Consider the following 19,764-nt stretch of genomic DNA (forward strand, 5'->3'; position numbering starts at 1 on the left):
TTTTGAAAATAATGCATAAATCGTTTGACTCACTGTGGAATAAGCGTACACTCCAACGCGTCGGATAGATAGAAAGACAGTTAGTTAAAAAACTCCACTTCGTTGACCTATTATTATTAATACCATCGTCCTGTAGTTCTAAGTTCTTATTTTTACCCGCATCATCGGCCAACAGGCCACATACTTAAAAGTTACAGGAAGATATATTATGTCTGATAAAATTACTGGTTCAGTAAAATGGTTTAACGAAGCAAAAGGCTTCGGTTTCATCGAACGTGAAAACGGCGCAGACGTTTTCGCACATTTCAGCGCTATTTCTAGCGACGGTTTCAAAACCTTAACTGAAGGCCAGCGCGTTGAGTTCGCAGTAACTCAAGGCCCTAAAGGTCCTCAGGCTGAAAACATCGTAGCGCTGTAATAACACGCCTCGAAGTCTAAAAGGGCAACCCTCGGGTTGCCTTTTTTTGTGTCTGTTTTTCGCTACCGACTGGTTAGCCAAAGTGTTAATCCAATACCGATAGCCATGCCGAGTAATAGCGTGATTAACATAGGCAACGCATCTAACCAGCTGGGTGAGCGCTGCGGTTTCAGCGTATTACTATCTGCCCTGCCAACAACATTTCCCACTTCAATAACTTCTCGTTCTATCTCGTACACACTGCACAACGCTGACACAGTTTCCTGAGACGCAATGCCGTCTTTTTCGACGCGTTGTATGGTGCGTAAACTCACCGCGCAGGCGTCTGCAAGATGCTGCTGTGTCCAGCCGTGCTTGCTTCGGAGCTCTATTATCTTGGCTGCATCAATCTGCATAGCTTACCCCATTACCTGTAACGCAATGGTCGCAGCTAAATAGCCAAAGGCCATACCGGCCAGAAAGAAGAGAATGAGATTACGGATAAACGTCTTCTTGTTATCAATTGCTGAGCGCGTTTTTGTCTCTATCAGGTTTCCATTGGTCATTAGGCTACACTCTACCTGGCAGAAGAGAAATCCGGTTACGTTAAAGTGTAATTCATATTCAGTACCGTCAATCGCAAATTTGTGGCAGCTGGATAGACCCAGGTTCCGCTTTTTAGAAATGGACTTTCCATCTAATAGGATCTCTTCTTTACCGGTCAGGCTGGAGGCATTTGCGGTGACGATATGACCGTTGTGTTCAAACTCAAAACGATACGCTAAATACAGTTTTTCACTCAGTGATTGCTTCATAGGGATTTCCTTTTTATTTTAAGTCAAGAGTACACCGTTCGTGTGGTGAATAAAGCTATCAGTGTCAGAAAAATACTGTGACGTCAGTTTTGAGCCTGTCATATGACAGCGGGCTGTCACATTGTATGTAGCCCTTTTGTAACGTGTAAAAGTAGGTGAAGCAGCGATCTAATTTAATCCCCAGTAACGTAGGATCAGATAGTAAGAAATCAAGGAGGTGGATGATGAAAGTAGCTGTTATAGGTGCTAATGGGAAAATTGGTCAGCATTTGGTCGAGCAAATGCAGCATGCCAAAACGCATGAAGTGATTGCCGTGGTGCGCAAAGAAGCACAGCAAAAAGCTTTGCAGGAACGCGGACTGACCGCAAAACTAGCAGACTTAGAAGGCCCGGTTTCAGAACTGAAAAGTTTACTGAAAGACGTCGATGCCGTGGTGTTCACTGCCGGTTCAGGCGGCAATACAGGCGACGATAAGACCTTATTGGTGGATTTAGACGGTGCAGTAAAAACAATTGAAGCAGCCGAGGCTAGCGGTGTTAAGCGTTTTGTAATGGTCAGCGCATGGCAGTCTAATAACCGGGAAAACTGGGCTGAAGACTTGCGGCCTTATTACGCCGCTAAACATTATGCTGACCGCGAGCTGATGCGTAGCAAGTTGAGCTGGACCATAGTTCGTCCGGGTGCCCTCACCGACGAAGAAGCGACAGGCAAAGTCGTTGTTGGCGACTCGCTTGCTCCCGGAACAGTGCCGCGTGAAGATGTCGCCAGCGTTTTACGCCGGTGTCTGGATGAAAACGGAACTGAGTTCAGAGCCTTTGACTTAATGGCTGGTGAGAGCGAAGTCGAGCAATCACTACAGTCGATGAAAGAAATGGCTTAGTACTTCAACAGTCCGTTCAGTTTTCGTCGGTACGTTGTCCTTAATTGGCAATACGGCGTGTACACTGTACGGACTACCTTCCCAGTGTGGTAATAGTCGAAGTAAGTGACCACTCTCAATATGGTGCTTAACTTCTGGTTCCGGAAGTAAAGCATACCCGACGCTATCGAGTGTCAATTGAACAACGGTTTGCATATTGTTCAGTAGAATTTTTGGCGGCGGTAGCGCCAGCTCCGATGAATTAGAGCGATGTCCGATGAAGCAGTCCGTTGGTAAATCCTGAAAGCTTTTAATCGACTGTTTTGCTGCAGGATGGTTTGCGGCAATGCAAGGGATCATCCTCCAGTTAACCAAATGTCTTGCGTACAAGCTGGAGTCAGCCAGTGGCCCAATGCGAATCGCAAGATCCGCCCCCGCCTTAATCAAATCTATGGGGTCGTCGGTCATGTGGAGCTGAAACCGGACATTAGCGAACTCCTGTTGAAGCTGCTTTAATGGCTCGCTCAACAACCCCCCACCAAAGCCAACCGGCGCAATAATTTTTATTTCGCCCTGAGGCTGATTGCTTAATTGATCCCACTTTTCTTGATTTTTCGATGCAATGGTCAGCATGTCCAGGCAGGACTGATAAAACACACGTCCGGCTTCGGTGAGCGACAAAGAACGGGTATTGCGATGAAAAAGCGCAACGTCGTTGTCTTTTTCCAGTCGTTGCAGTTGTTGGCTAATGGCCGAAACGGTCATGTGCAGCTCATTGGCCGCTGCGCTCATACTGTTCAGCTCTACCGTCCGAGTAAACGCTTTTAATGAGCGAATCATTTTTGGATTCATGTGCTTTAAGTCCTGCTAAAAGAGCTTTCAATATTTTTGAAATTGCTGATTCCATAGTACCAGTTAAAATCGCTAATGAAAATAATTCGCATTTAATAACTTATTAGGGGATGACAATGAATCGCAGGAACAGCGGCTTAAAATTGAGTGTTTTGGCACTAACTATTGCGACAGTCTTTGGTGCCGCTCAGGCTCAAGAGCAGGGAAAGCAGGAGAAACATGAAAGTAAGCATCACAAGCGTCAAGGCATGGAAGTGATGGTGGTAACCGCATCGGGTATTGCGCAGCATTTGAAAGACGCTCCGGCCTCTATTTCTGTTATTGATAAACGTGATCTCTCTCAGCGTTTCTATAAAGACCTGACGGATGCAATGACCGATGTGCCGGGGGTTATTGTGACCGGCGGTGGAGATCGCCAGGACATTAGTCTGCGTGGCATGGGCGCTGACTACACTTTAATTCTGGTTGACGGCCAACGACAAAGCTCACGCGAAACGCGTCCAAACAGCGACGGTCCGGGCGTAGAAGGGGCATGGACACCGCCACTAGCCGCTATTGATCGTATTGAAATAATTCGTGGTCCTATGTCGTCACTTTATGGCTCGGACGCTATTGGTGGTGTCATTAATATTATTACTCGTAAAACGCCGGAAGAATGGCACTCAGAAATTCGTGTTGACGGCACCTTGCAGGAACGTTCGGAGTCGGGGAACAGTTACCAGACCAATTTGTATACTGCAGGCTCTCTTATTAAAGATACACTGGGCATTCAGCTTTCAGCGGGTTATACGCGACGTCTGGAAGACGAAATAGTGTCTGGTTACCGGGATAAAACGGCAGAAGATGCTGATTTAAAGCTAGCTTACACGCCAAACCGCGACCATGAAATTTTATTTGAAATTGGTACGGCTGCGCAAACGATAGACGCTTCTTTAGGGAAGACAATAGAGCCGCTGGCGCCTGGAGAAGAGTGTGGACGCCGAGGTTGCCCTGAGTCTTCAACCACCGAATACGACAGCAATACTGTGTCTATTGCCCACAATGGCCAATGGGGGCTGGTGGGATCCCGAAGTTATTTAAAACGTGACGAGTATGAAAACAAAGCGCGTTTAATGACCATTACCAATACTGATTTTCAAAGCCACTGGAACGTGCCGTTGTTGAAAGAAAATACAATGAATCTTGGTGTTGCGTATCAAAAGGAAGAGCTCGAAGATTTAACCAGTAATCAGATAAGCGACAGAACTCGCATTGAAGGGTCACAGTGGTCGGTGTTTGCAGAAACCGCCTGGCCGTTATTGACCGACTTTAGTTTAACGACAGGTGTGCGTTACGACGAGGACGATGTATTTGGGGGTCATTGGAGTCCACGCGTCTACGGTGTCTATTCGTTAAGTCGTGCAACTACCCTGAAAGGCGGTGTTTCGACGGGTTTCCGCGCGCCTAGCCTGCGTGAAACAACAGCCGACTGGGGACAAGTCAGTCGCGGGGGTAACGTTTATGGTAACCCTGACTTAGAAGCCGAAACTTCAACCAGCTACGAGCTGGGGTTATACAGCGACTGGGGGCGTCGTACTTTTACTTCTGTAACGGTATTTTATAATCAGTTTGATGACAAAATTACCCGAGTAGACTGCCCGGAAACCGTTTGCGATGCCGGACCTAACCAGTTTGGCTCTATGCCAACGACACGGGTGAACATAGATGAAGCCATTACCCGCGGCGTTGAAATAACAGCGAGTACTCATTTCAGCAGAGAATGGTCACTGAAAGGTAACTACACTTACACCGACTCAGAGCAAAAATCAGGCGAGTACAAAGGCGAGCCACTGAACCAGCTGCCTAAACATTTGATTCAGACGTCGTTGAGCTGGAAGCCTAACAAGCGCTGGAATAGTTGGTTGCGTGTGCATTACCGTGGGGAAGAAAGCCAACCGACGACGGGGCCGTCTCAAAGCTCTTTGGTCGCTCCTTCGTACACGTTGGCAGACGTTGGTGTGAACTATTTTGTCACGCGAGATTTAAAGCTTGGAGCAGGCATTTATAACGTACTGGATAAGCAAATTGGCGTGGAAGAGTACGGTTATGTTGAAGACGGCCGACGCCTGTGGCTGTCAGCCGCCTACAGTTTTTAACGGGTTACAGGACGTTGTTTAAGGCTATGCCTAAACCGAAACGTGTTTGTTTGTGGTTGTAATCAATCAAACTCTCTCCGTAACCGGTAAAAATTGAGGTATAGCCAATAAACTTACCGCCAATGGGAAACGTCCAGTTTAGTTCTGCTGAGCCGCGTCCGGTGTCAATGGCATGCCGCAGCTTAAAGATATACTCAAAATCACCATCGCTATAGGCGGTGGTGAATTCATAATCGCCAACGTAATCGGTAATATTCGGGTTGTCATCACCGCTGGACTGCAGCGGGTCCGTTTTCGGATCTTCTTGCAGGCGGATCCAGGGCTTAACGGAAAAAACAAAATTGCCTTTTTCTACCACAAATTGAGCATAAAAGCGGTTCCAGCTGCGCGATAGCGGCTGGCTGCTGCCGTTTGATAAATGTTCAGCACCAAATACGAGTCCGGTATTGGTACCAAATGGATGCCAGCCGGTTGGTGTGGCGTAGAAAAACTCCGGCATATAGTTTGTTTCACGGAAGGGCTTAGATATTTTGTTGGAATACACTTGCCACCAGGACTGAACCGTAAAGCCGAAAAACAGGCGGTCATTCTCAAAAAGTAAGCTTTCTCTATTGAACGGCACTTTAAAACTGACCTGAAACTTAGCCTCGTAGTCTTCCAGGTTTTGTTGATAACCCTGTAAGCCGCTGTATACTTCACGGTTGATATTATTCGAGGTAATAATCGGCAACATATAGTTACGGCGGTGGGGGGTTAACACATAAGGGTCAAACTGAGTGACTTGCTCGCTTCGAATGCGCTTCGTCAGTACCCCGGCTTCTCCCTCAACCGCATCCACTTCGACTACCTCTTCCTTCTTGGCTGCCCGCAGCTGCTTTTCACATTGAGAGCGAACCTCTGCAATAGTGGTGTCGGCATTGGTGGTGTTCATTTTATCCAACAGGCATTGTTGCATATCGGAAAGCACTTGCGCCTGAGCATTACCGGCTACTAATACGGTAAAGCATGATGCAATCGTCCAGATCCATTTCTTCATAAGCACAAGACTCCTTAATTTCAACTCCTAGTACTATAGCTTAAGGGAAGGTTTTAGATCACCCTGTTGGCATAAAGGGAGTGTAAAAGTGGGTTTTTAAGGCCTTGTTCATTGACCTTGAGTCAGCTAATGTTAATTAACATATTTACAACAGTTAACTAGTTTTATGAGATTATTTTTCGCATTTCTAATTTTCGCTCCAATGTTGGTGTCGGCAGAGAGCAAAGACAGTTCGACGAATAGCGTCGCTTATAGCCTCGAACAAGGACACATTAATAAGCTCTTGGAATCGGTAAGCGACGCACCACAAACAGAAGCCGCCTTTCTTACCCTGATGGGTCGTTCCGATAAAGTCTATGAGTTCCTGACCCAGTTTACGGCTCGTGGTTATTGCGAAGTAAGTTCTTCAGTTAAAAAAGTGGCCGGAACGCCGTTAGTAAAACAGCGTGTGGGCGAGCATCAGGTCGTTATGGTAAACGAAAACCATTTTAACGTAGCCTCAAGAGCTATTGTAGCCAAGTGGTTACCATGGTTTAAAGCGCAAGGCTTTACGCATGTTGGCTTTGAAGCCCTGCAACCCGGAGAGCACGGCGCAAAGGAGGCGTATGTGCAGGAACCCATGATGTCGAACCTTATTCAGAAGGCTAAGACGTTAGGTTTTAATGTGTTCGGATACGAGCGAACACAGCTTGCACCGGATGACATGTCATCTGCGGAAAGCTTTGCTTTCAGAGACCGTCAGCAGGCAGATAATATAATGACCCAAATTAGTCAGGCGGATGATAACGCCCGGTTCCTGATATTTGCGGGCTGGGCGCACATTGCTGAAGCTCCGCTTAATAGTCCGGATGGTGAGTATCGGACAATGGCTGACTTCCTGAAGAATGAGCACGGAATTGATCCGCTTACCATCGACACGACCGCGTGCCCTTACCGCGGCAATGACGAGAACCCACTTGCCACTTATGCCTACGTCCAGAACGGAAATATTCTAAACGTCGGCAGTGTGCAAAACGTTGATATACAAATACGAGTGCCTAAAGCGCCACCGGAAACGACAGGCTACTTTCGCAGAGACTTGGGAGACTCTTATATGCCAACTGAACCTGACTGGCCTGAGAATAGGCCCGTCATACTTCAGGCCTATAACCTTAAAACGGGCTATGTCGCGGATCGCGTTCAATCGGATGCAGCTGAAAAGCTGCCGCTTTATCTCCCTGCCGGGAACTACCGCGTTACGCTGCATGGGCTGGATGGAGAGTTGTTGTGGGAAGATGAGTTGGAACGGGATTGACTTATTAGCGTTCTATCGACGGTTATCAGGAAGCTAATCAGACACAATATGGGTAGCGCCACTGCACACTTCCTGAACGAACCTCATAGCCTTTTGTTTCTCACTTATGCTGCTTAATTCATACGAATTAGAGTAAGCTTGTTGAAGTCCTTTTTGGAATAGATAATAAGCCTTTAATGAAAGTGAATAATCAGCCCAGTTTGTAGGCTCAGGAGGCGCTTTATTGTTCAAAACAAACTTCTTTGTATTACTTGCGTAGATCTCATTACAGTAATCAACAGTGTAGGCCAAAACTTCGTCTTCAAGCTCAGTGATAGCTATTTTATTTTCATAAATAAAAACATGAAATGACTCATGAATTATTGTTCTGATTGCGTCTTTGAAAGACTTTACTATTAATTTCTGGTCGCATCCTTTGGTGTCCTCTACACCAAACACGAAATTCAATCTCTCAGAGCTATTCTTTTTCTTCTTGCTCGTTATTAGAAAATTTGATTTTGGTATGAAATAAACACCTAAATTATTGTCTTCTAATAACATCAAGAATTCATCAGATATTAACCCTCTAACTTTCTTCTCGAGAGACCTTTCTGTTTCAAAGCATTGGGCTAAATGCTTTGTGGTAAAAATTGACATGGTAAATTCTTCATCATGAATATTAACGAGATTAAATGTTTCATATTGAGCGATGGACTTAAGTGGTTCATAATTTTCCTCACCATAATATGAAGATACGATAGAAATATCATTCTCAGAAAAATTTACGCCGTGGGTATGACCTGGAATAGGAGTTGGAGCACATCCAGTGATAAGAGAAAAGAATATTAGAAACAGTGAAAGTTTACTCTTCAAAGGGACCTCGTATTCACCGACAATAAAGTTAACATACTAAAAGCTGGAGCCAACTTAACCACTATTCTTAACTTTTGCCTGTTTGAATGCCAGAAAAATTTATGAAATTAATCCAAATTTTTCTACGAAATGTCCATTAAATTAATAGATCGTTCAGTCTTAAAAGAGAGTGTCTGGTTCATTAATATAGATTAAAGATTTAAGGTAACTATAATCTTCTTTATTCATGTAAAACCCTGGTGCGAGCTTATAGCGCTTACCCTCATAGGTGAATCGTAGAAAAGGACCACCTAGCCAGAATGTCCAGTCTTGTTTCCTTAGGACATACTTGAGCTCATTTAAAGGAATTTTTTTCTCTTTTCCCAAGGTTCGTATGTAAAAAAAATGTTCATCGACGTAATACCGAGTTATTAACGCTTTTATTAAAACGTAAGGATAGTAAAACAGAATGCCAACTGCGGTAATAACGAGACTAAGAGCAAGGTATCCAGTCATCCTGGAACCGTTACCAGTATAAAAGAACTGGAATAAGGCTTGTTTCTCCTCATAGAGTATGTCGATCATTAGCGTCATAATTATTACGGTCGGGATCCACCAAATAAAGCTGTACTTAAATTTTTTCAAATTTTCTCCGTAGGCTTTAGCGGTTGAACTTCAACGGGTTGGAATCGCTACTAATTTATTGGAAACCCGATAGTTTCTTTTGAATCGCCTTTCATACTCTAGCGCTCGTAGTTAATCATTGAAATTATGTCGGTGTTTATTATTGCAAGAGACTCACAACTCCGACCCACAGGCAAACCCGCTGCTCCACGCCCATTGGAAATTAAAGCCCCCCAGCCAGCCGGTTACGTCCAGCACTTCGCCAATAAAATACAGGCCGGGTTGTTTCTTGCTTTCCATGGTTTTGGAGCTAACTTCATCAACGTTTACGCCGCCTAAGGTCACTTCTGCTGTGCGGTAGCCTTCGGTGCCGTTGGGTTTTAGTTGCCAGCGGTTGAGGTTATCGGCTATGGCCTGGAATTGCGCGTTAGAGGTGTCCGCTAACTTGTTGCTCAGGGGCCACTGGTGTTGTTTTGCAAATGCTGAGACCACTCGTTTAGGAAAGTGTTGCTGTAAAACAGTATTCAGTTGGGTTTTAGGTTGCTGCTGTTGCTGTGTTTTCAGCCACTCAAAAGCGTCTAAGTCGGGTAGCAAGTTAATGGTGACGGCTTCGCCGGGCTGCCAATAGGACGATACCTGCAAAATGGCGGGTCCGCTCACGCCCCGGTGGGTAAACAGCATAGCTTCACGGAAGTAGCCATTGTTAGCTTCTGCGGTTACGGGCACTGCAACACCAGAAACCTCAGCAAAGCGGTTTTTTTCATCTTCCTGTAGAGTAAATGGGACTAACCCGGCTCGCACCGGCACAATGGAATGCCCAAACTGCTCGGCAAGTTGATAACCCAGGGGCGTTGCGCCAAGTTTCGGCATGGATAATCCCCCGCAGGCGACCACCAGCTTATCGCAACGGTACTCCCCTTTGCTGGTCTCAATACGGTAATTGCTGTCATGTTCTACCGAGATAACATCGGTGCGCAATTGAACTTTGGCACCATGACGGTCGCACTCACTCATCAGCATGCGCACTATGTCTTTGGCGGAGTCATCGCAAAACAGCTGACCTAAGGTTTTTTCGTGGTAAGCAATGCCATACTCAGCCACCAAGCCAATAAAGTCCCATTGGGTATAGCGGCTGAGAGCCGATTTGCAAAAATGCGGGTTTGACGAAAGAAAATTTTCCGGGCCAGCGTACATATTAGTGAAATTGCAGCGGCCGCCACCGGAAATCAGAATTTTCTTACCGGCTTGTTTGGCGTGATCAAGCACCAGCACCGAATTACCGCCTTTTGCGGCGTGTGCGGCACAATGCAGCCCGGCGGCGCCGGCACCAATAATAATCACGTCCCAGTTCGACATTACTTTTGCAGTTGTTCCAGTACGTACTCGGCTTTGCTAACTTCGAAAGTTTTGTCGTCTTCGACAAACAAGCCAGTAACTTCACCGTCAGTGATGATCATCGCGTAACGCTTCGAGCGAATGCCGCCAAAGCTGCCGGTGTCCATGCTTAAGCCCAGCATTTGGTTGTAGGCGCCGTTGCCATCGGACAATAACCGAACCTTTTCTCCGATCCCTAAAGACTCGCCCCAGGCTTTCATTACGAAGGCATCGTTTACGGCAACACAATTAATGCTCTGAACACCCGCTTTTTCTAATGCCTCAGCGTGCTCTACGTAGCCGGGCAGGTGTTTCTCCGAACAGGTCGGAGTAAAAGCGCCAGGTACTGAAAATAGTATGTGTGTACCTTTAGCAAAAATTTCTGCGGGATCGTAGTTTTGAATACCAAGCTCACCTTTACTGGTGAGTGACCCTGACGATATTTTATCGCCTTCTTTAATTTGTTGACTCATTGAAACCTCGTTTTATGTAAACATCGAAACGATGCTTTTTACTCTTAATTTGACTGTTTGGTTCACGCTCGGCCAGAAAAGGTGCGCTATTCGGGCGTTTTACCACCACTCGGTATTTCGCTCGGGCTATTGAAGGCTCCAGTAAGTTGTCCGCGTCTTCATCGCTGCCGACCAGTTGTTGGAACATTTGCATGTCTTTTTTTACCTGAGCTTTTTGCTTACCGGTTTTTGGGTACATAGGGTCCAGGTAGACTACGTCGGGTTCGTGGGTGAAGCCTTTTCCGGTAAACAGGTTATCGGTGCCTATTAAGTGCATACGCTGGCAGGTTTCACCGATAAAGTCGGCTTCTTGCTGAGCGCGTTGTAAGCCGTTGTCGAGCAGCGCTGCCACAACAGGATGACGCTCAATTAATTGTAAGTCACAGCCTAATCCGGCAAGAACAAAGGCGTCGCGACCCAACCCTGCGGTAGCATCGAGTACCGACGGTTGGAGTTTTCCGCCTACACCAACGGCTTTGGCAATGGCTTCATTTTTTAATTGCGTATGTTGTGCCCGGTAGGCGGCTTTGCCTTGATGAAAATCCACTACCAGCGGTGACATTTTCTGTGGGCTTTCTAGCCAATGAAGTGCCAGTACCCCCTCTCTGAGCCAGAGTTGGAAGGTGTCTTGTTTACTGCTCTGAGTGGGTAAGCCCCAGCGTGCTGCAATTTCGGCGGCAGCATCAGCACATTCCGGTTCACTCAGTACAGGGGCGAGGATCACTGTGCGGCCTTACGTTGCATATCAATATGCGGAATATCGTCTTCCAGATATTCCTCGCTAATGGCTTCAAATTTAAAGCTTCTATAGAATTTTAGCAGGTAAACCTGGGCCCCTACCTGGATGGGTGCCTGCGGAGCCTGTTGTTCAAGATATTCAATACTGCGCTGCATGAGTTCAACGCCCAGCTTCTGACGGCGAACTTTCTCGTGCGTTATTACCCGCCCAATGCGGGAATGGCCGGTAGCAGCGGTTGCCAGGTACAAGCGGGCGTAGGCAATCATCTCGCCTGTCTCATTACGGGCATACAAATGCAAAGCCTGCTCATCTGCGCCATCGGCATCGAGGTATGGGCAGGTTTGTTCCACCACGAAAACTTCTTGCCTAAGTTTCAGCAAGTCGTATAGATCGTGTAGCGAAAGTTCATTAAATGCTTTTAAATGCCAGTTCATGTGCCTACTCTTCTCAATGACTTGTTAAGAGAAACTACGTTGCTTTTGTTCGCCTTGGTATCATACAAGGCGAGCAACTCAGCGACAGGTTTTCGACCGTCGCCTTTTTGACTGATGCTGCGCGAGACCGACAAACTACTGATATCGGCGTGCTTGTATAAGGCGCGAGTGAGGTCGGTGTCATGATTGCTAATAAGTACCGGAATGTGTCGTTTTTTGGCAACTTGAACCGCGCGGCGCGCTAACTCATCCTGATCGCCCAACCCAAAGCCGCCGGTCGCATAGCTGGTAAAATTCGAAATCTGGTCCAGGGGGGCGTAGGGCGGGTCGCAGTATATGACGTCGCCTTGGCGGGCGCGCCGGAACACTTGTTCAAACGGGCGGCAGATAAACTTAGCTTTACGCGCTTTTTCCGCAAAGTGCTCAAGCTCACGCTCGGGAAAATAGGGCTTGCGATAGTCACCAAACGGGACGTTAAAAATGCCTTTGCTATTGTAACGGCAGAGGCCGTTGTAACCGTGTCTATTCATATAAAGAAACAGCAGTGAGCGGAAGTATGGGTCGCTGCTGGCATTAAATGCGGCGCGCAGGGCGTAATAAGCATCGGCGTGATTATTGCGATCGACGAATAGTTTGCGGGCATCCTGAATAAAGGTTTTAGGGCGGCGTTTCACAAACTGATACAGGGTAATAAGGTCCTGATTAATGTCGTTAAGCAGGTAGCTGTCGTAGTCGGTATTCAGAAAGACTGAACCGGCACCAACAAACGGCTCGATAAGCTTTTTACCTTGCGGCAAGCGTGCGGTAATAGGTTCGATAAGTGAGTACTTACCGCCTGCCCATTTTAAAAATGCCCGATTTTTCTTCATGCGCCGGCCGTTGGTGAATCCTTAGTGGATTGTACCCCAAAGGCCGGGGGATGAAAATTGCTGACTGCGCGATTCGTTACCCTACTCGCCGGTAATGTCGTTCTGCACACTGCTAAACGACTTGGCCCAGGGCTCGATTTTCTGGACTTCTGTCGGCAACTCAGCCGTTGCTGCACGTGCCTCTGCAATGGTGGGGTAACTGCCAAAAATAACGACATAACGTTGGTCAGCGCGTTGGTAAACTTGGGTATTGCCCGCAATACCATAGTCATTGCGAAACGTACGCAGTAGCTGTGGGTCGCTAATAATGCTGATTTGCAGTGTATAGCGGTTGGTGTTCTGATCCAGAGCCCATTGGGTCTGGAACGGCAGCGCACGCTGTGGTTGTGGTTCAGGTTGCTCTGCAGTTGCTTCTGGCTCGGCTACAACGGTTTTTATACCGGCCTCCGCGGCTGATTGTCCCACGGGCTCAGCTTCTTTTGGTTGCTGTTGCTTAATAAAGCCCAGCGATATATCGCCTTCCGTTACTTCAGCAGACGCCACGGTATTTAATGTTCCCAGCGCAGTACGGTATGACGACGCAAGCTCAGCAGGAACCAGCTCCAGTGAACGTTCAGTTAACGGCTCAAAGGTAGGCAACTGGGTTGTTTCTTGAGCTGCTTTAGTGGCTGTTTCGTTGGTTTTCTCTGCTACGTCAGCGGTGGTTTCTTTGGTAGACGGTTGTGCGGTTGTCGCCGGCTCAGGGTTTATCTGCTGCCAATAGGCCGTTAACTGGTCCTTATTCAAAAATCCTGCAAAAGCCAGACTAATGACGGTTGTGACCAGAATAATAGGCCAAAGCTTCATTTTACGATCACTGTTTTTCTCTGATTTATGCTCCACTTTGCTCTGTGCAGCTGTATCGTTACGGTCGTCATTATTTTCAGTATGGGTATCGCGGTAACGGGCCGCCTGCGTGGTTAACGTTAACTGCAGGCGCTGCTGGATTTCTCCCGGAAACCCATGAATAGAGTTCAAAAATTGCTGAATGCGTTCAAGGTTCCAGAAGCTGCGCTGCTTTTCAGGTAGTAACGCCTGCACAAAGCGTATTTGTTCGTCATGATTCAGTGGCTGCACCTCAATCATGGTCGGGCCCTGTACACGCAAATGCGGTGCTGGACGTTGTTGCTGAGCCCAACGGCTGTCGCCGGTAATAATAATACTGGTGCGCTGACCAATAGCACTCAATTGCGTAACCGTAGAAATGCACTCAGCCAGAAAACTTTCGGAAAGCAGCTCACCGTTATCAATAACGATGATGGCATGGTTTAGTGGACGTTGGCGTTGCATCTGCCGGCTTAATGACTCGTCATTAATACTAATGGTGCCAAACAACTGGTTGAGTATTTGTGCGCGAACGCGGTCATTGGTGGAGCGTTCATTTGCGCCAATAAAAGCAACTTCAGCGTATTCCGACGCCTGCTCAAGAAAGACTTCCGCAATGGTGGTTTTGCCGCTGCCTTCTTTGCCGTGCAGCATAATAAGCGACACGCTTTGTTGGCAATGTTGGTGGAGCTGGTCAATAACCTGCTGTTGACTCGGTTTGGTTTTTACCGGTGCCGCAACAATATGTTGTGTGGTTGCAAGTGCTTGCATCTGTCTGTTCCTGTCTGTCAGCCGAATAGAGATAACGCTCAGGCGTTAGCAACATTCAGTGATCACAGCAGCAACGGTATGATGTTCTATCGTACTGACAACTTCAGCCTGACCAATAGCGACTGGGAGAACAAAATGCAGCTGTCCATCTTTTACTTTTTTATCGCGCTGCATGTAGTCTAACCAGTCCTGCCAGGGCATTTCCGGGCCCTTCGTTGGCAAACCAAGTGCCAGCATTAAATCTTTGATGCGTCGAAAATCTGACGAATCGAGCCGCTGTGTCACTTCTGACAGTTTAGATGCAATTATGATGCCAGCAGCCACTGCTTCGCCATGGGTCCATTCGCCGTATTCGGTAGCCGCTTCAATGGCGTGACCAAAAGTGTGACCTAAATTGAGTAATGCCCGTAGTCCTTTTTCTCGTTCATCCTGGGCCACAACTTCGGCTTTAATTTCGCAACTGCGCTGAATGGCATAGGTGAGCGCCGCCGGATCCTGCTGAGTTAATTCGGCGGTGTGCTGTTCCAGCCAGTTAAAAAATTCAGCATCGTAGATAATGCCGTACTTAATCACCTCCGCTAAGCCGCTGCGGAAGTCTCGCTCAGTTAGTGTCTGCAGGCAGTCAATATCAATAACGACGGATTTCGGCTGATAGAAGGCACCAATCAAGTTTTTGCCTTGTGGGTGATTTACCGCCGTTTTTCCGCCCACAGAAGAGTCAACTTGAGACAGTAAGGTGGTCGGAATTTGATAAAAGTCGACACCGCGTTGAAAGGTTGACGCAATAAAGCCAGCTAAGTCGCCAACCACACCGCCGCCCAAGGCAATAATGCCACAGTCGCGGTTAAAGCCGGCATCAATCAGAATATCCATCGCTTCGGCATAGCTGTCCAGACTTTTAAACTGCTCGCCGTCGCGCATTTCAAATACCTCAACCTGATGATCGGCAAGCGTGCGCAAAAGAGGTTTTAGGTAATATTGACTGACGGTCGGGTTGGTAATAATCAACAGCTGTTGATTGAGTTTTTGCGGGAGGTTTTCTACGTAGTTTGGTAACAAACCGTTACCAATATAAATCGTGTAGCTGCGTTCACCTAAAGAGACGTTAACCTCAGCCATGAACGCAGCTCCTGATACTTACCCGAGACCAGTAATTGATTCGAGTTGATCGATAATATCGTTGACGACAAATTTTGCACTTTGATCATCGGTTTGCACCGTGATGTCAGCAATTTCTTCATACAACGGATCGCGTTCCTGAGCCAGGTCTTCAAGCACCTTACGCGGGTCGTCAGCTTCAGCAATTAAAGGCCGGCGCTTGTCACGCTGGGTACGGGCCAGTTGCTTCTCGATAGGCGTTTTTAGATAGACAACCACACCCCTCGCCGAGAGACGATTACGGCTTTCTTTGCTTAACACCGAGCCGCCACCAGTCGCCAAGACGATGCCCATGTTTTCGGTCAGCTCTTCAATCACTTTTTCTTCGCGTGCACGAAAGCCTTCTTCGCCTTCCAGCTCGAAAACCCAACTGATTTCAGCACCTGTGCGGCGCTCAATTTCAGAATCTGAGTCGTAGAACTCTAAATGTAATTGTCTGGCGATTTGACGGCCAATCGTACTTTTGCCAGCCCCCATGGGCCCAACAAGAAAAATATTACGTTTCTCAGCCATATTCCTGCTTACATCATTAGTTAAAATTAGCTGTAACTCACGAATCCGGAGTGTCTGGAGACGTCCCCCAACCCAACGAAAAGAAGCGCGATTATCGCAACTTGAGCCCAGTTTAGCAATAGTAATCGGATTTTGGACTAAGTTTGTGGCAATATCGTCGGTGTGACGAAAATCATAAGCTCTCGCTTTTCATCGCGTTGCTGCTGATGTGAGAACAAATTTCCCAGTAACGGCAGCGATCCTAAGATAGGGATGCGGCTGTCATCAGTTAAGTTATGTTCCTGAAAGATCCCCCCTAAAACGATCGTTTCTCCGTTTTTGGCTAATACCCGAGTCGACATCTCCTGAGTATCAATAGCAACAGCCGGACCGGTTGGCGTTGCAACGGTGTCACCACGGGTGTTCTGGGTGATAGTCAACTCCATTAAAACATGGTTGTTGGGGGTAATTTGAGGGGTGACACTTAAGCCCATGACCGCTTTCTTAAACTGGACTGCGGTTGTGCCATGTGCGGCGGTTTCAACATAAGGAATTTCGGTTCCCTGCTCAATATACGCAGGTTGCTGATTAGAAGTAAAAATTTTAGGGCTGGTGATAATTTCCGCTTTATTTTCCCGTTCCAGCGCGGTTAATTCCAGATCCAGTAAAATGTCATCGCTGAGCCTTGCCAGGTTAGCGGCAAATGTTCCGGCCGGGTTACTGGCTGGTAAATCAATCTGCATACCCTTTATAAAGGTTCCCGCGTCTTCAGGTATAGCCAGACCATACTTTGAAGCGCCCCAGCGAATGCCGAGTTCTCTGCTGACATTGGCCTTAACCGTCACCATTCTGGCCTCTATAAGCACCTGCTTAACGGGTACGTCCAAATTACTGACCAACTGCCGGATGGTTTCTAGTTGTGTCGGCGTATCACGCACAATCAACGTATTGGTCCGTTCATCGACACTGACGGCGCCAGTAGGTGACAGAAAGCTTTGTTGCTCATTCTTTAATAGCTTTGCTAAGTCAGTAGCCTTAGCAAAATTAACACTCAGCAAAATGGAGCGATGTTCGCTGCTATTATTTTGCTGGTTATCTGCAATACCGATTTTTAATAAGGTGCCCTGTAAATTGATATCAAGGCCATGGCTGGTTATCAGTGTTTCAAATGCATCCAGCCAGGCAACGCCATTTAATTTTAGACTGGTGTTACCGTCGATTTTGTCTGTGATCAGTACGTTCAGCTGATGCTGGTCAGCTAATAACTGTATTAACTGGCGTAATGGCATTTTATTCGCATTAATCGAGACGGGTTGGTGCCGTTGTTCTTCGCTAAGCAGTCTTTGCCAATTTTTATTGGCGGCCTGGCTTTGTTGTGGGGACAGCATCAGCAGCAAAGCAACTACGCAGAAAGAGAATCGAATGTGTATCATTGTGAGTTCGTGTCCTGAGTTAAATAGAGTGTCAAAGAATGTGCTGACCAGCACCCGGCTTCCTTTTGCCAGTGTTGAAAAGTCGCGTAGTCCGGATGAATGCTTCGTAGTTGGATGAGCGGCGTTTCTATCCACTCGCGTTCAGTGAGCGTCAACAAGGGCTGTTCGGGTATTTTCAGTAATACTTTTTGTAACGGAGAGGTTTGAGTCGCGAGCAATTGTACTGACGACCACGCACTGATTTTAATCTCGCTGTGCGCTTTGGGTTTGCTCAGGCACTTAATTGGCTCAGCAATAACCTGGGGAAAATGTGTTTTAAACACTGCGGGGCTGTTGTGTTCCGGCAGTTTTGAGCCTGCAGCGGTGACCCACAGAAACTGCCAGCTAAGCTGACCGGTTTGAGCCCCAGTGTCTTGCCACTTTAGAGTCTGGGTTAACGGAAAGGACTGTTCTGAGTTCCGCTGTGCTTGCAGCACAGAAGCAATAAAGCGGGCGGCACTTTGATAATCCCCACTGACACCGACCAGCCACTGCTCTGAGTTACGGGCGTCTTGTTGGTAATGCAAGTTCACCTTCTGTTGTCTGGCGGCCTGGGTGAGTAAAGAAGACACATTGACAGGTTGCGCCGCTGACAAACGAGAATGGGGGAGTTCGGGAACACGAGGCACCGACTCGCGCAACGTCTGGTATTGACGCTGAAGGGTGTCGTTGAATTTTTTAGCCTGATAACTGGTTAAAAAATAGCTAACTGCTATAGCAAACACTATGAATAATAGAAGGCCGATCCCCCAGAGCCACAACACTTTTCGTAATGAATCAGCCATTCGTCTTTGCTCCGTGCGGATTATTTGAGTAGTGAAATAGCACACGCCGCTGCGGTAATAGCTGCTGCTTTAAACGAGCTTGAGGCAACTGTTTCTCTAGCCAGACATAGTGGTCATTAACGTCCTGCATCTGCTGGTATTCAGCGCGAAGCTGGAACTGTGAACCACTGAGAGACAGTTCACGGTGCTGCAGGTTTTGATGGGTTCTATAAAGTAACGCGTAGAAAGCATTAAGTTGGCGCTGGTTAGCACTTTTAAGCTGTACAAAAGCCCGCTGCGCTTTTTGCTTCTGCTGATAAGCTGTCCTGAGCTGCTGCTGGCGCTTCTGTTTTTTTAAGGCCGCTTTATGCTCAGTGATCTGCTGCTCCAGATGATCCAGGTAGCCACCATAGTGAACAACCCATTGCACTGAAAGGAAGCAAACCACCAGTACAAGCAAAATGCCCAGGCTATGAAGGGTACGATAACGTCGCCATGAACTTTGTTCTCGCCATTGAAGAAGGTTTAACGATGCCATTGGTTGAACCCTCGTAAAGCAAGACCTAGTAAAACGATTTCGTTATCTAAAGCAGAAATGACAGGGGGTGAATTACCGTTAAAAAATGGCGCTGTTGAAAGCGCTATATGCTGTAACGGTGAGTGTTCTGCCAACTGCTGTTCAAGTGATGACTGCAGTGCCTTGTCACCAAAGCTCATTACCCAGCGTAGTTCGGTCGACAGCAAAAAAGTGATTAAATGGGTTGTATCAACGTACTCGAGACGCTGAAATACCCCGTTTTTGCAATATAGGGCAATGCACTGCGGACGACGTAGTTCAATAATGACCCACTCCATTAGGCTTTCAAATAGGGCGTCGTCGGGCCACAAATAAGGCAGCAAAGCATTAGTTGCGCGCACGACTGACTGATACGTGGGTTCGACAACCTGAACCGGCATTTGCAGCGGCTCAAGTTGTATCAGCAGTTTCTCCAATGCGGAGCGGTGGCCAATAACGGCTTCAAGCTCGCTATTGTCGTCGGTCACATAATCGTAGGTGATACCGGTGTCGGTTTTAAGTTGCGGCGGCAGCTTTTGCAGAAGCTGTTCTTCAACCTGAAACTCTGCTTGCAAAGGAATCTTCTGATAATGAGTGGCGCTATAATCAAGCGCTGATACAACCTGTCCTTTTTTCAGTTTTTGGTGGCCCAGGCTGCTGTAATGCTGTTGCGAAAAATGCTCAACGACAAAGTGTTGGCTTTGTCGCGATAACTGTAAGACTAAGCAATGTTCCCGATTAATTTGAACAGCAAGTGACTGCAGGTGGAGCAATGACATTAGACAATATCCTTATTGTAGAAAAGCCAGATGCAAGCGTAGTGTTGTGAACAAAAATCCGCCATAATAGTCAGTAAGAGTTCAGAGCTAATTTATGTCGGCATTTTCGGGTTGAAGGTGTTAGACCGATTGACGT

21 protein-coding genes are annotated in these 19,764 nt (G+C 47.2%); 4 read left to right on the forward strand and 17 right to left on the reverse strand.

What is annotated here, in order from left to right; genetic code table 11:
* Positions 1 to 208 precede the first annotated feature (208 nt).
* Positions 209 to 418 carry a cold-shock protein gene (locus RBK99_RS09465; RefSeq protein WP_054490368.1) on the forward strand — a complete coding sequence of 70 codons (210 nt, stop codon included), beginning with the start codon at positions 209 to 211 and terminating at the stop codon, positions 416 to 418.
* Positions 419 to 480: 62 nt separating this feature from the next.
* Here RBK99_RS09465 and RBK99_RS09470 read toward each other — a convergent pair whose 3' ends face one another.
* Both RBK99_RS09470 and RBK99_RS09475 read right to left on the reverse strand, forming a co-directional pair.
* Positions 481 to 813 (reverse strand): helix-turn-helix transcriptional regulator, encoded by a 333-nt coding sequence (locus tag RBK99_RS09470; protein ID WP_317504360.1) that lies wholly within the window; start codon positions 811 to 813, stop codon positions 481 to 483.
* Between the two features lie 3 nt (positions 814 to 816).
* Complete coding sequence (locus RBK99_RS09475) at positions 817 to 1,212, reverse strand: hypothetical protein (protein WP_317504361.1); 396 nt, start codon at positions 1,210 to 1,212, stop codon at positions 817 to 819.
* 221 nt (positions 1,213 to 1,433) lie between these two features.
* Here RBK99_RS09475 and RBK99_RS09480 point away from each other — a divergent pair, with 221 nt between their 5' ends.
* Complete coding sequence (locus RBK99_RS09480; protein ID WP_317504362.1) at positions 1,434 to 2,093, forward strand: SDR family oxidoreductase; 660 nt, start codon at positions 1,434 to 1,436, stop codon at positions 2,091 to 2,093.
* Here the strand turns inward: RBK99_RS09480 and RBK99_RS09485 are convergent.
* Complete coding sequence (locus tag RBK99_RS09485) at positions 2,067 to 2,924, reverse strand: LysR family transcriptional regulator (RefSeq protein ID WP_317504363.1); 858 nt, start codon at positions 2,922 to 2,924, stop codon at positions 2,067 to 2,069. The genes RBK99_RS09480 and RBK99_RS09485 overlap by 27 nt on opposite strands.
* Before the next feature lie 116 nt (positions 2,925 to 3,040).
* Between RBK99_RS09485 and RBK99_RS09490 the strand changes: the two genes are divergently transcribed.
* On the forward strand, positions 3,041 to 5,059 hold the full coding sequence (locus tag RBK99_RS09490) for a ligand-gated channel protein (protein ID WP_317504364.1): 2,019 nt from the start codon (positions 3,041 to 3,043) through the stop codon (positions 5,057 to 5,059).
* A gap of 4 nt (positions 5,060 to 5,063) precedes the next feature.
* Here RBK99_RS09490 and RBK99_RS09495 read toward each other — a convergent pair whose 3' ends face one another.
* Positions 5,064 to 6,095 (reverse strand): phospholipase A, encoded by a 1,032-nt coding sequence (locus tag RBK99_RS09495; protein WP_317504365.1) that lies wholly within the window; start codon positions 6,093 to 6,095, stop codon positions 5,064 to 5,066.
* 166 nt (positions 6,096 to 6,261) lie between these two features.
* Between RBK99_RS09495 and RBK99_RS09500 the strand changes: the two genes are divergently transcribed.
* The gene (locus RBK99_RS09500; protein WP_317504366.1) at positions 6,262 to 7,389 is read left to right on the forward strand and encodes a TraB/GumN family protein; all 1,128 of its coding nucleotides are present in this window, start codon (positions 6,262 to 6,264) and stop codon (positions 7,387 to 7,389) included.
* A 33-nt stretch (positions 7,390 to 7,422) separates the two neighbouring features.
* On the opposite strand, the gene RBK99_RS09505 is transcribed toward RBK99_RS09500, so the two are convergent.
* The 13 genes from RBK99_RS09505 to RBK99_RS09565 form a co-directional block, all read right to left on the reverse strand.
* Positions 7,423 to 8,241, reverse strand: coding sequence for a hypothetical protein (locus tag RBK99_RS09505; protein WP_317504367.1), 819 nt, complete (start codon positions 8,239 to 8,241; stop codon positions 7,423 to 7,425).
* 777 nt (positions 8,242 to 9,018) lie between these two features.
* Positions 9,019 to 10,200, reverse strand: a complete 1,182-nt coding sequence (locus RBK99_RS09510) for a BaiN/RdsA family NAD(P)/FAD-dependent oxidoreductase (protein WP_317504368.1) — start codon at positions 10,198 to 10,200, stop codon at positions 9,019 to 9,021.
* A complete protein-coding gene (locus RBK99_RS09515; RefSeq protein WP_317504369.1) occupies positions 10,200 to 10,691 on the reverse strand; it encodes a peroxiredoxin in 492 nt (163 codons plus the stop codon). The genes RBK99_RS09510 and RBK99_RS09515 overlap by 1 nt, the downstream gene beginning before the upstream one ends.
* A complete protein-coding gene (locus tag RBK99_RS09520) occupies positions 10,675 to 11,454 on the reverse strand; it encodes a class I SAM-dependent methyltransferase (protein WP_317504370.1) in 780 nt (259 codons plus the stop codon). The genes RBK99_RS09515 and RBK99_RS09520 overlap by 17 nt, the downstream gene beginning before the upstream one ends.
* The gene (locus RBK99_RS09525) at positions 11,451 to 11,903 is read right to left on the reverse strand and encodes a GNAT family N-acetyltransferase (protein WP_317504371.1); all 453 of its coding nucleotides are present in this window, start codon (positions 11,901 to 11,903) and stop codon (positions 11,451 to 11,453) included. The genes RBK99_RS09520 and RBK99_RS09525 overlap by 4 nt, the downstream gene beginning before the upstream one ends.
* The gene (locus tag RBK99_RS09530; RefSeq protein ID WP_317504372.1) at positions 11,900 to 12,772 is read right to left on the reverse strand and encodes a Dam family site-specific DNA-(adenine-N6)-methyltransferase; all 873 of its coding nucleotides are present in this window, start codon (positions 12,770 to 12,772) and stop codon (positions 11,900 to 11,902) included. The genes RBK99_RS09525 and RBK99_RS09530 overlap by 4 nt, the downstream gene beginning before the upstream one ends.
* An 81-nt stretch (positions 12,773 to 12,853) precedes the next feature.
* Entirely contained in the window at positions 12,854 to 14,407 is a 1,554-nt protein-coding gene (locus RBK99_RS09535; protein ID WP_317504373.1) for an AAA family ATPase, read from the reverse strand.
* A gap of 45 nt (positions 14,408 to 14,452) precedes the next feature.
* The gene (gene aroB / locus RBK99_RS09540) at positions 14,453 to 15,526 is read right to left on the reverse strand and encodes a 3-dehydroquinate synthase (RefSeq protein WP_317504374.1); all 1,074 of its coding nucleotides are present in this window, start codon (positions 15,524 to 15,526) and stop codon (positions 14,453 to 14,455) included.
* 18 nt (positions 15,527 to 15,544) lie between these two features.
* A complete protein-coding gene (gene aroK / locus RBK99_RS09545; RefSeq protein ID WP_317504375.1) occupies positions 15,545 to 16,078 on the reverse strand; it encodes a shikimate kinase AroK in 534 nt (177 codons plus the stop codon).
* Between the two features lie 137 nt (positions 16,079 to 16,215).
* Positions 16,216 to 17,490, reverse strand: coding sequence for a type IV pilus secretin PilQ (locus RBK99_RS09550; protein ID WP_317504376.1), 1,275 nt, complete (start codon positions 17,488 to 17,490; stop codon positions 16,216 to 16,218).
* Positions 17,487 to 18,314, reverse strand: a complete 828-nt coding sequence (locus RBK99_RS09555) for a hypothetical protein (protein ID WP_317504377.1) — start codon at positions 18,312 to 18,314, stop codon at positions 17,487 to 17,489. The genes RBK99_RS09550 and RBK99_RS09555 overlap by 4 nt, the downstream gene beginning before the upstream one ends.
* Positions 18,307 to 18,831, reverse strand: coding sequence for a hypothetical protein (locus RBK99_RS09560; protein ID WP_317504378.1), 525 nt, complete (start codon positions 18,829 to 18,831; stop codon positions 18,307 to 18,309). The genes RBK99_RS09555 and RBK99_RS09560 overlap by 8 nt, the downstream gene beginning before the upstream one ends.
* Entirely contained in the window at positions 18,819 to 19,628 is an 810-nt protein-coding gene (locus RBK99_RS09565) for a hypothetical protein (RefSeq protein ID WP_317504379.1), read from the reverse strand. The genes RBK99_RS09560 and RBK99_RS09565 overlap by 13 nt, the downstream gene beginning before the upstream one ends.
* Positions 19,629 to 19,764: the final 136 nt, after the last annotated feature.

It is taken from the genome of Idiomarina solivarensis, from assembly GCF_033052755.1.
Lineage (GTDB): Bacteria > Pseudomonadota > Gammaproteobacteria > Enterobacterales > Alteromonadaceae > Idiomarina.

Bases quoted from the DNA above. Each gene is read 5' to 3' on its own strand.
- RBK99_RS09555 (WP_317504377.1), bottom strand. From the start codon at position 18,314: ATGGCTGATTCATTACGAAAAGTGTTGTGGCTCTGGGGGATCGGCCTT.
- aroB (WP_317504374.1), bottom strand. From the start codon at position 15,526: ATGGCTGAGGTTAACGTCTCTTTAGGTGAACGCAGCTACACGATTTAT.
- aroK (WP_317504375.1), bottom strand. From the start codon at position 16,078: ATGGCTGAGAAACGTAATATTTTTCTTGTTGGGCCCATGGGGGCTGGC.
- RBK99_RS09475 (WP_317504361.1), bottom strand. From the start codon at position 1,212: ATGAAGCAATCACTGAGTGAAAAACTGTATTTAGCGTATCGTTTTGAG.
- RBK99_RS09480 (WP_317504362.1), top strand. From the start codon at position 1,434: ATGATGAAAGTAGCTGTTATAGGTGCTAATGGGAAAATTGGTCAGCAT.
- RBK99_RS09550 (WP_317504376.1), bottom strand. From the start codon at position 17,490: ATGATACACATTCGATTCTCTTTCTGCGTAGTTGCTTTGCTGCTGATG.
- RBK99_RS09530 (WP_317504372.1), bottom strand. From the start codon at position 12,772: ATGAAGAAAAATCGGGCATTTTTAAAATGGGCAGGCGGTAAGTACTCA.
- RBK99_RS09495 (WP_317504365.1), bottom strand. From the start codon at position 6,095: ATGAAGAAATGGATCTGGACGATTGCATCATGCTTTACCGTATTAGTA.
- RBK99_RS09500 (WP_317504366.1), top strand. From the start codon at position 6,262: ATGAGATTATTTTTCGCATTTCTAATTTTCGCTCCAATGTTGGTGTCG.
- RBK99_RS09515 (WP_317504369.1), bottom strand. From the start codon at position 10,691: ATGAGTCAACAAATTAAAGAAGGCGATAAAATATCGTCAGGGTCACTC.
- RBK99_RS09510 (WP_317504368.1), bottom strand. From the start codon at position 10,200: ATGTCGAACTGGGACGTGATTATTATTGGTGCCGGCGCCGCCGGGCTG.
- RBK99_RS09560 (WP_317504378.1), bottom strand. From the start codon at position 18,831: ATGGCATCGTTAAACCTTCTTCAATGGCGAGAACAAAGTTCATGGCGA.
- RBK99_RS09535 (WP_317504373.1), bottom strand. From the start codon at position 14,407: ATGCAAGCACTTGCAACCACACAACATATTGTTGCGGCACCGGTAAAA.
- RBK99_RS09525 (WP_317504371.1), bottom strand. From the start codon at position 11,903: ATGAACTGGCATTTAAAAGCATTTAATGAACTTTCGCTACACGATCTA.
- RBK99_RS09565 (WP_317504379.1), bottom strand. From the start codon at position 19,628: ATGTCATTGCTCCACCTGCAGTCACTTGCTGTTCAAATTAATCGGGAA.
- RBK99_RS09490 (WP_317504364.1), top strand. From the start codon at position 3,041: ATGAATCGCAGGAACAGCGGCTTAAAATTGAGTGTTTTGGCACTAACT.
- RBK99_RS09470 (WP_317504360.1), bottom strand. From the start codon at position 813: ATGCAGATTGATGCAGCCAAGATAATAGAGCTCCGAAGCAAGCACGGC.
- RBK99_RS09485 (WP_317504363.1), bottom strand. From the start codon at position 2,924: ATGAATCCAAAAATGATTCGCTCATTAAAAGCGTTTACTCGGACGGTA.
- RBK99_RS09465 (WP_054490368.1), top strand. From the start codon at position 209: ATGTCTGATAAAATTACTGGTTCAGTAAAATGGTTTAACGAAGCAAAA.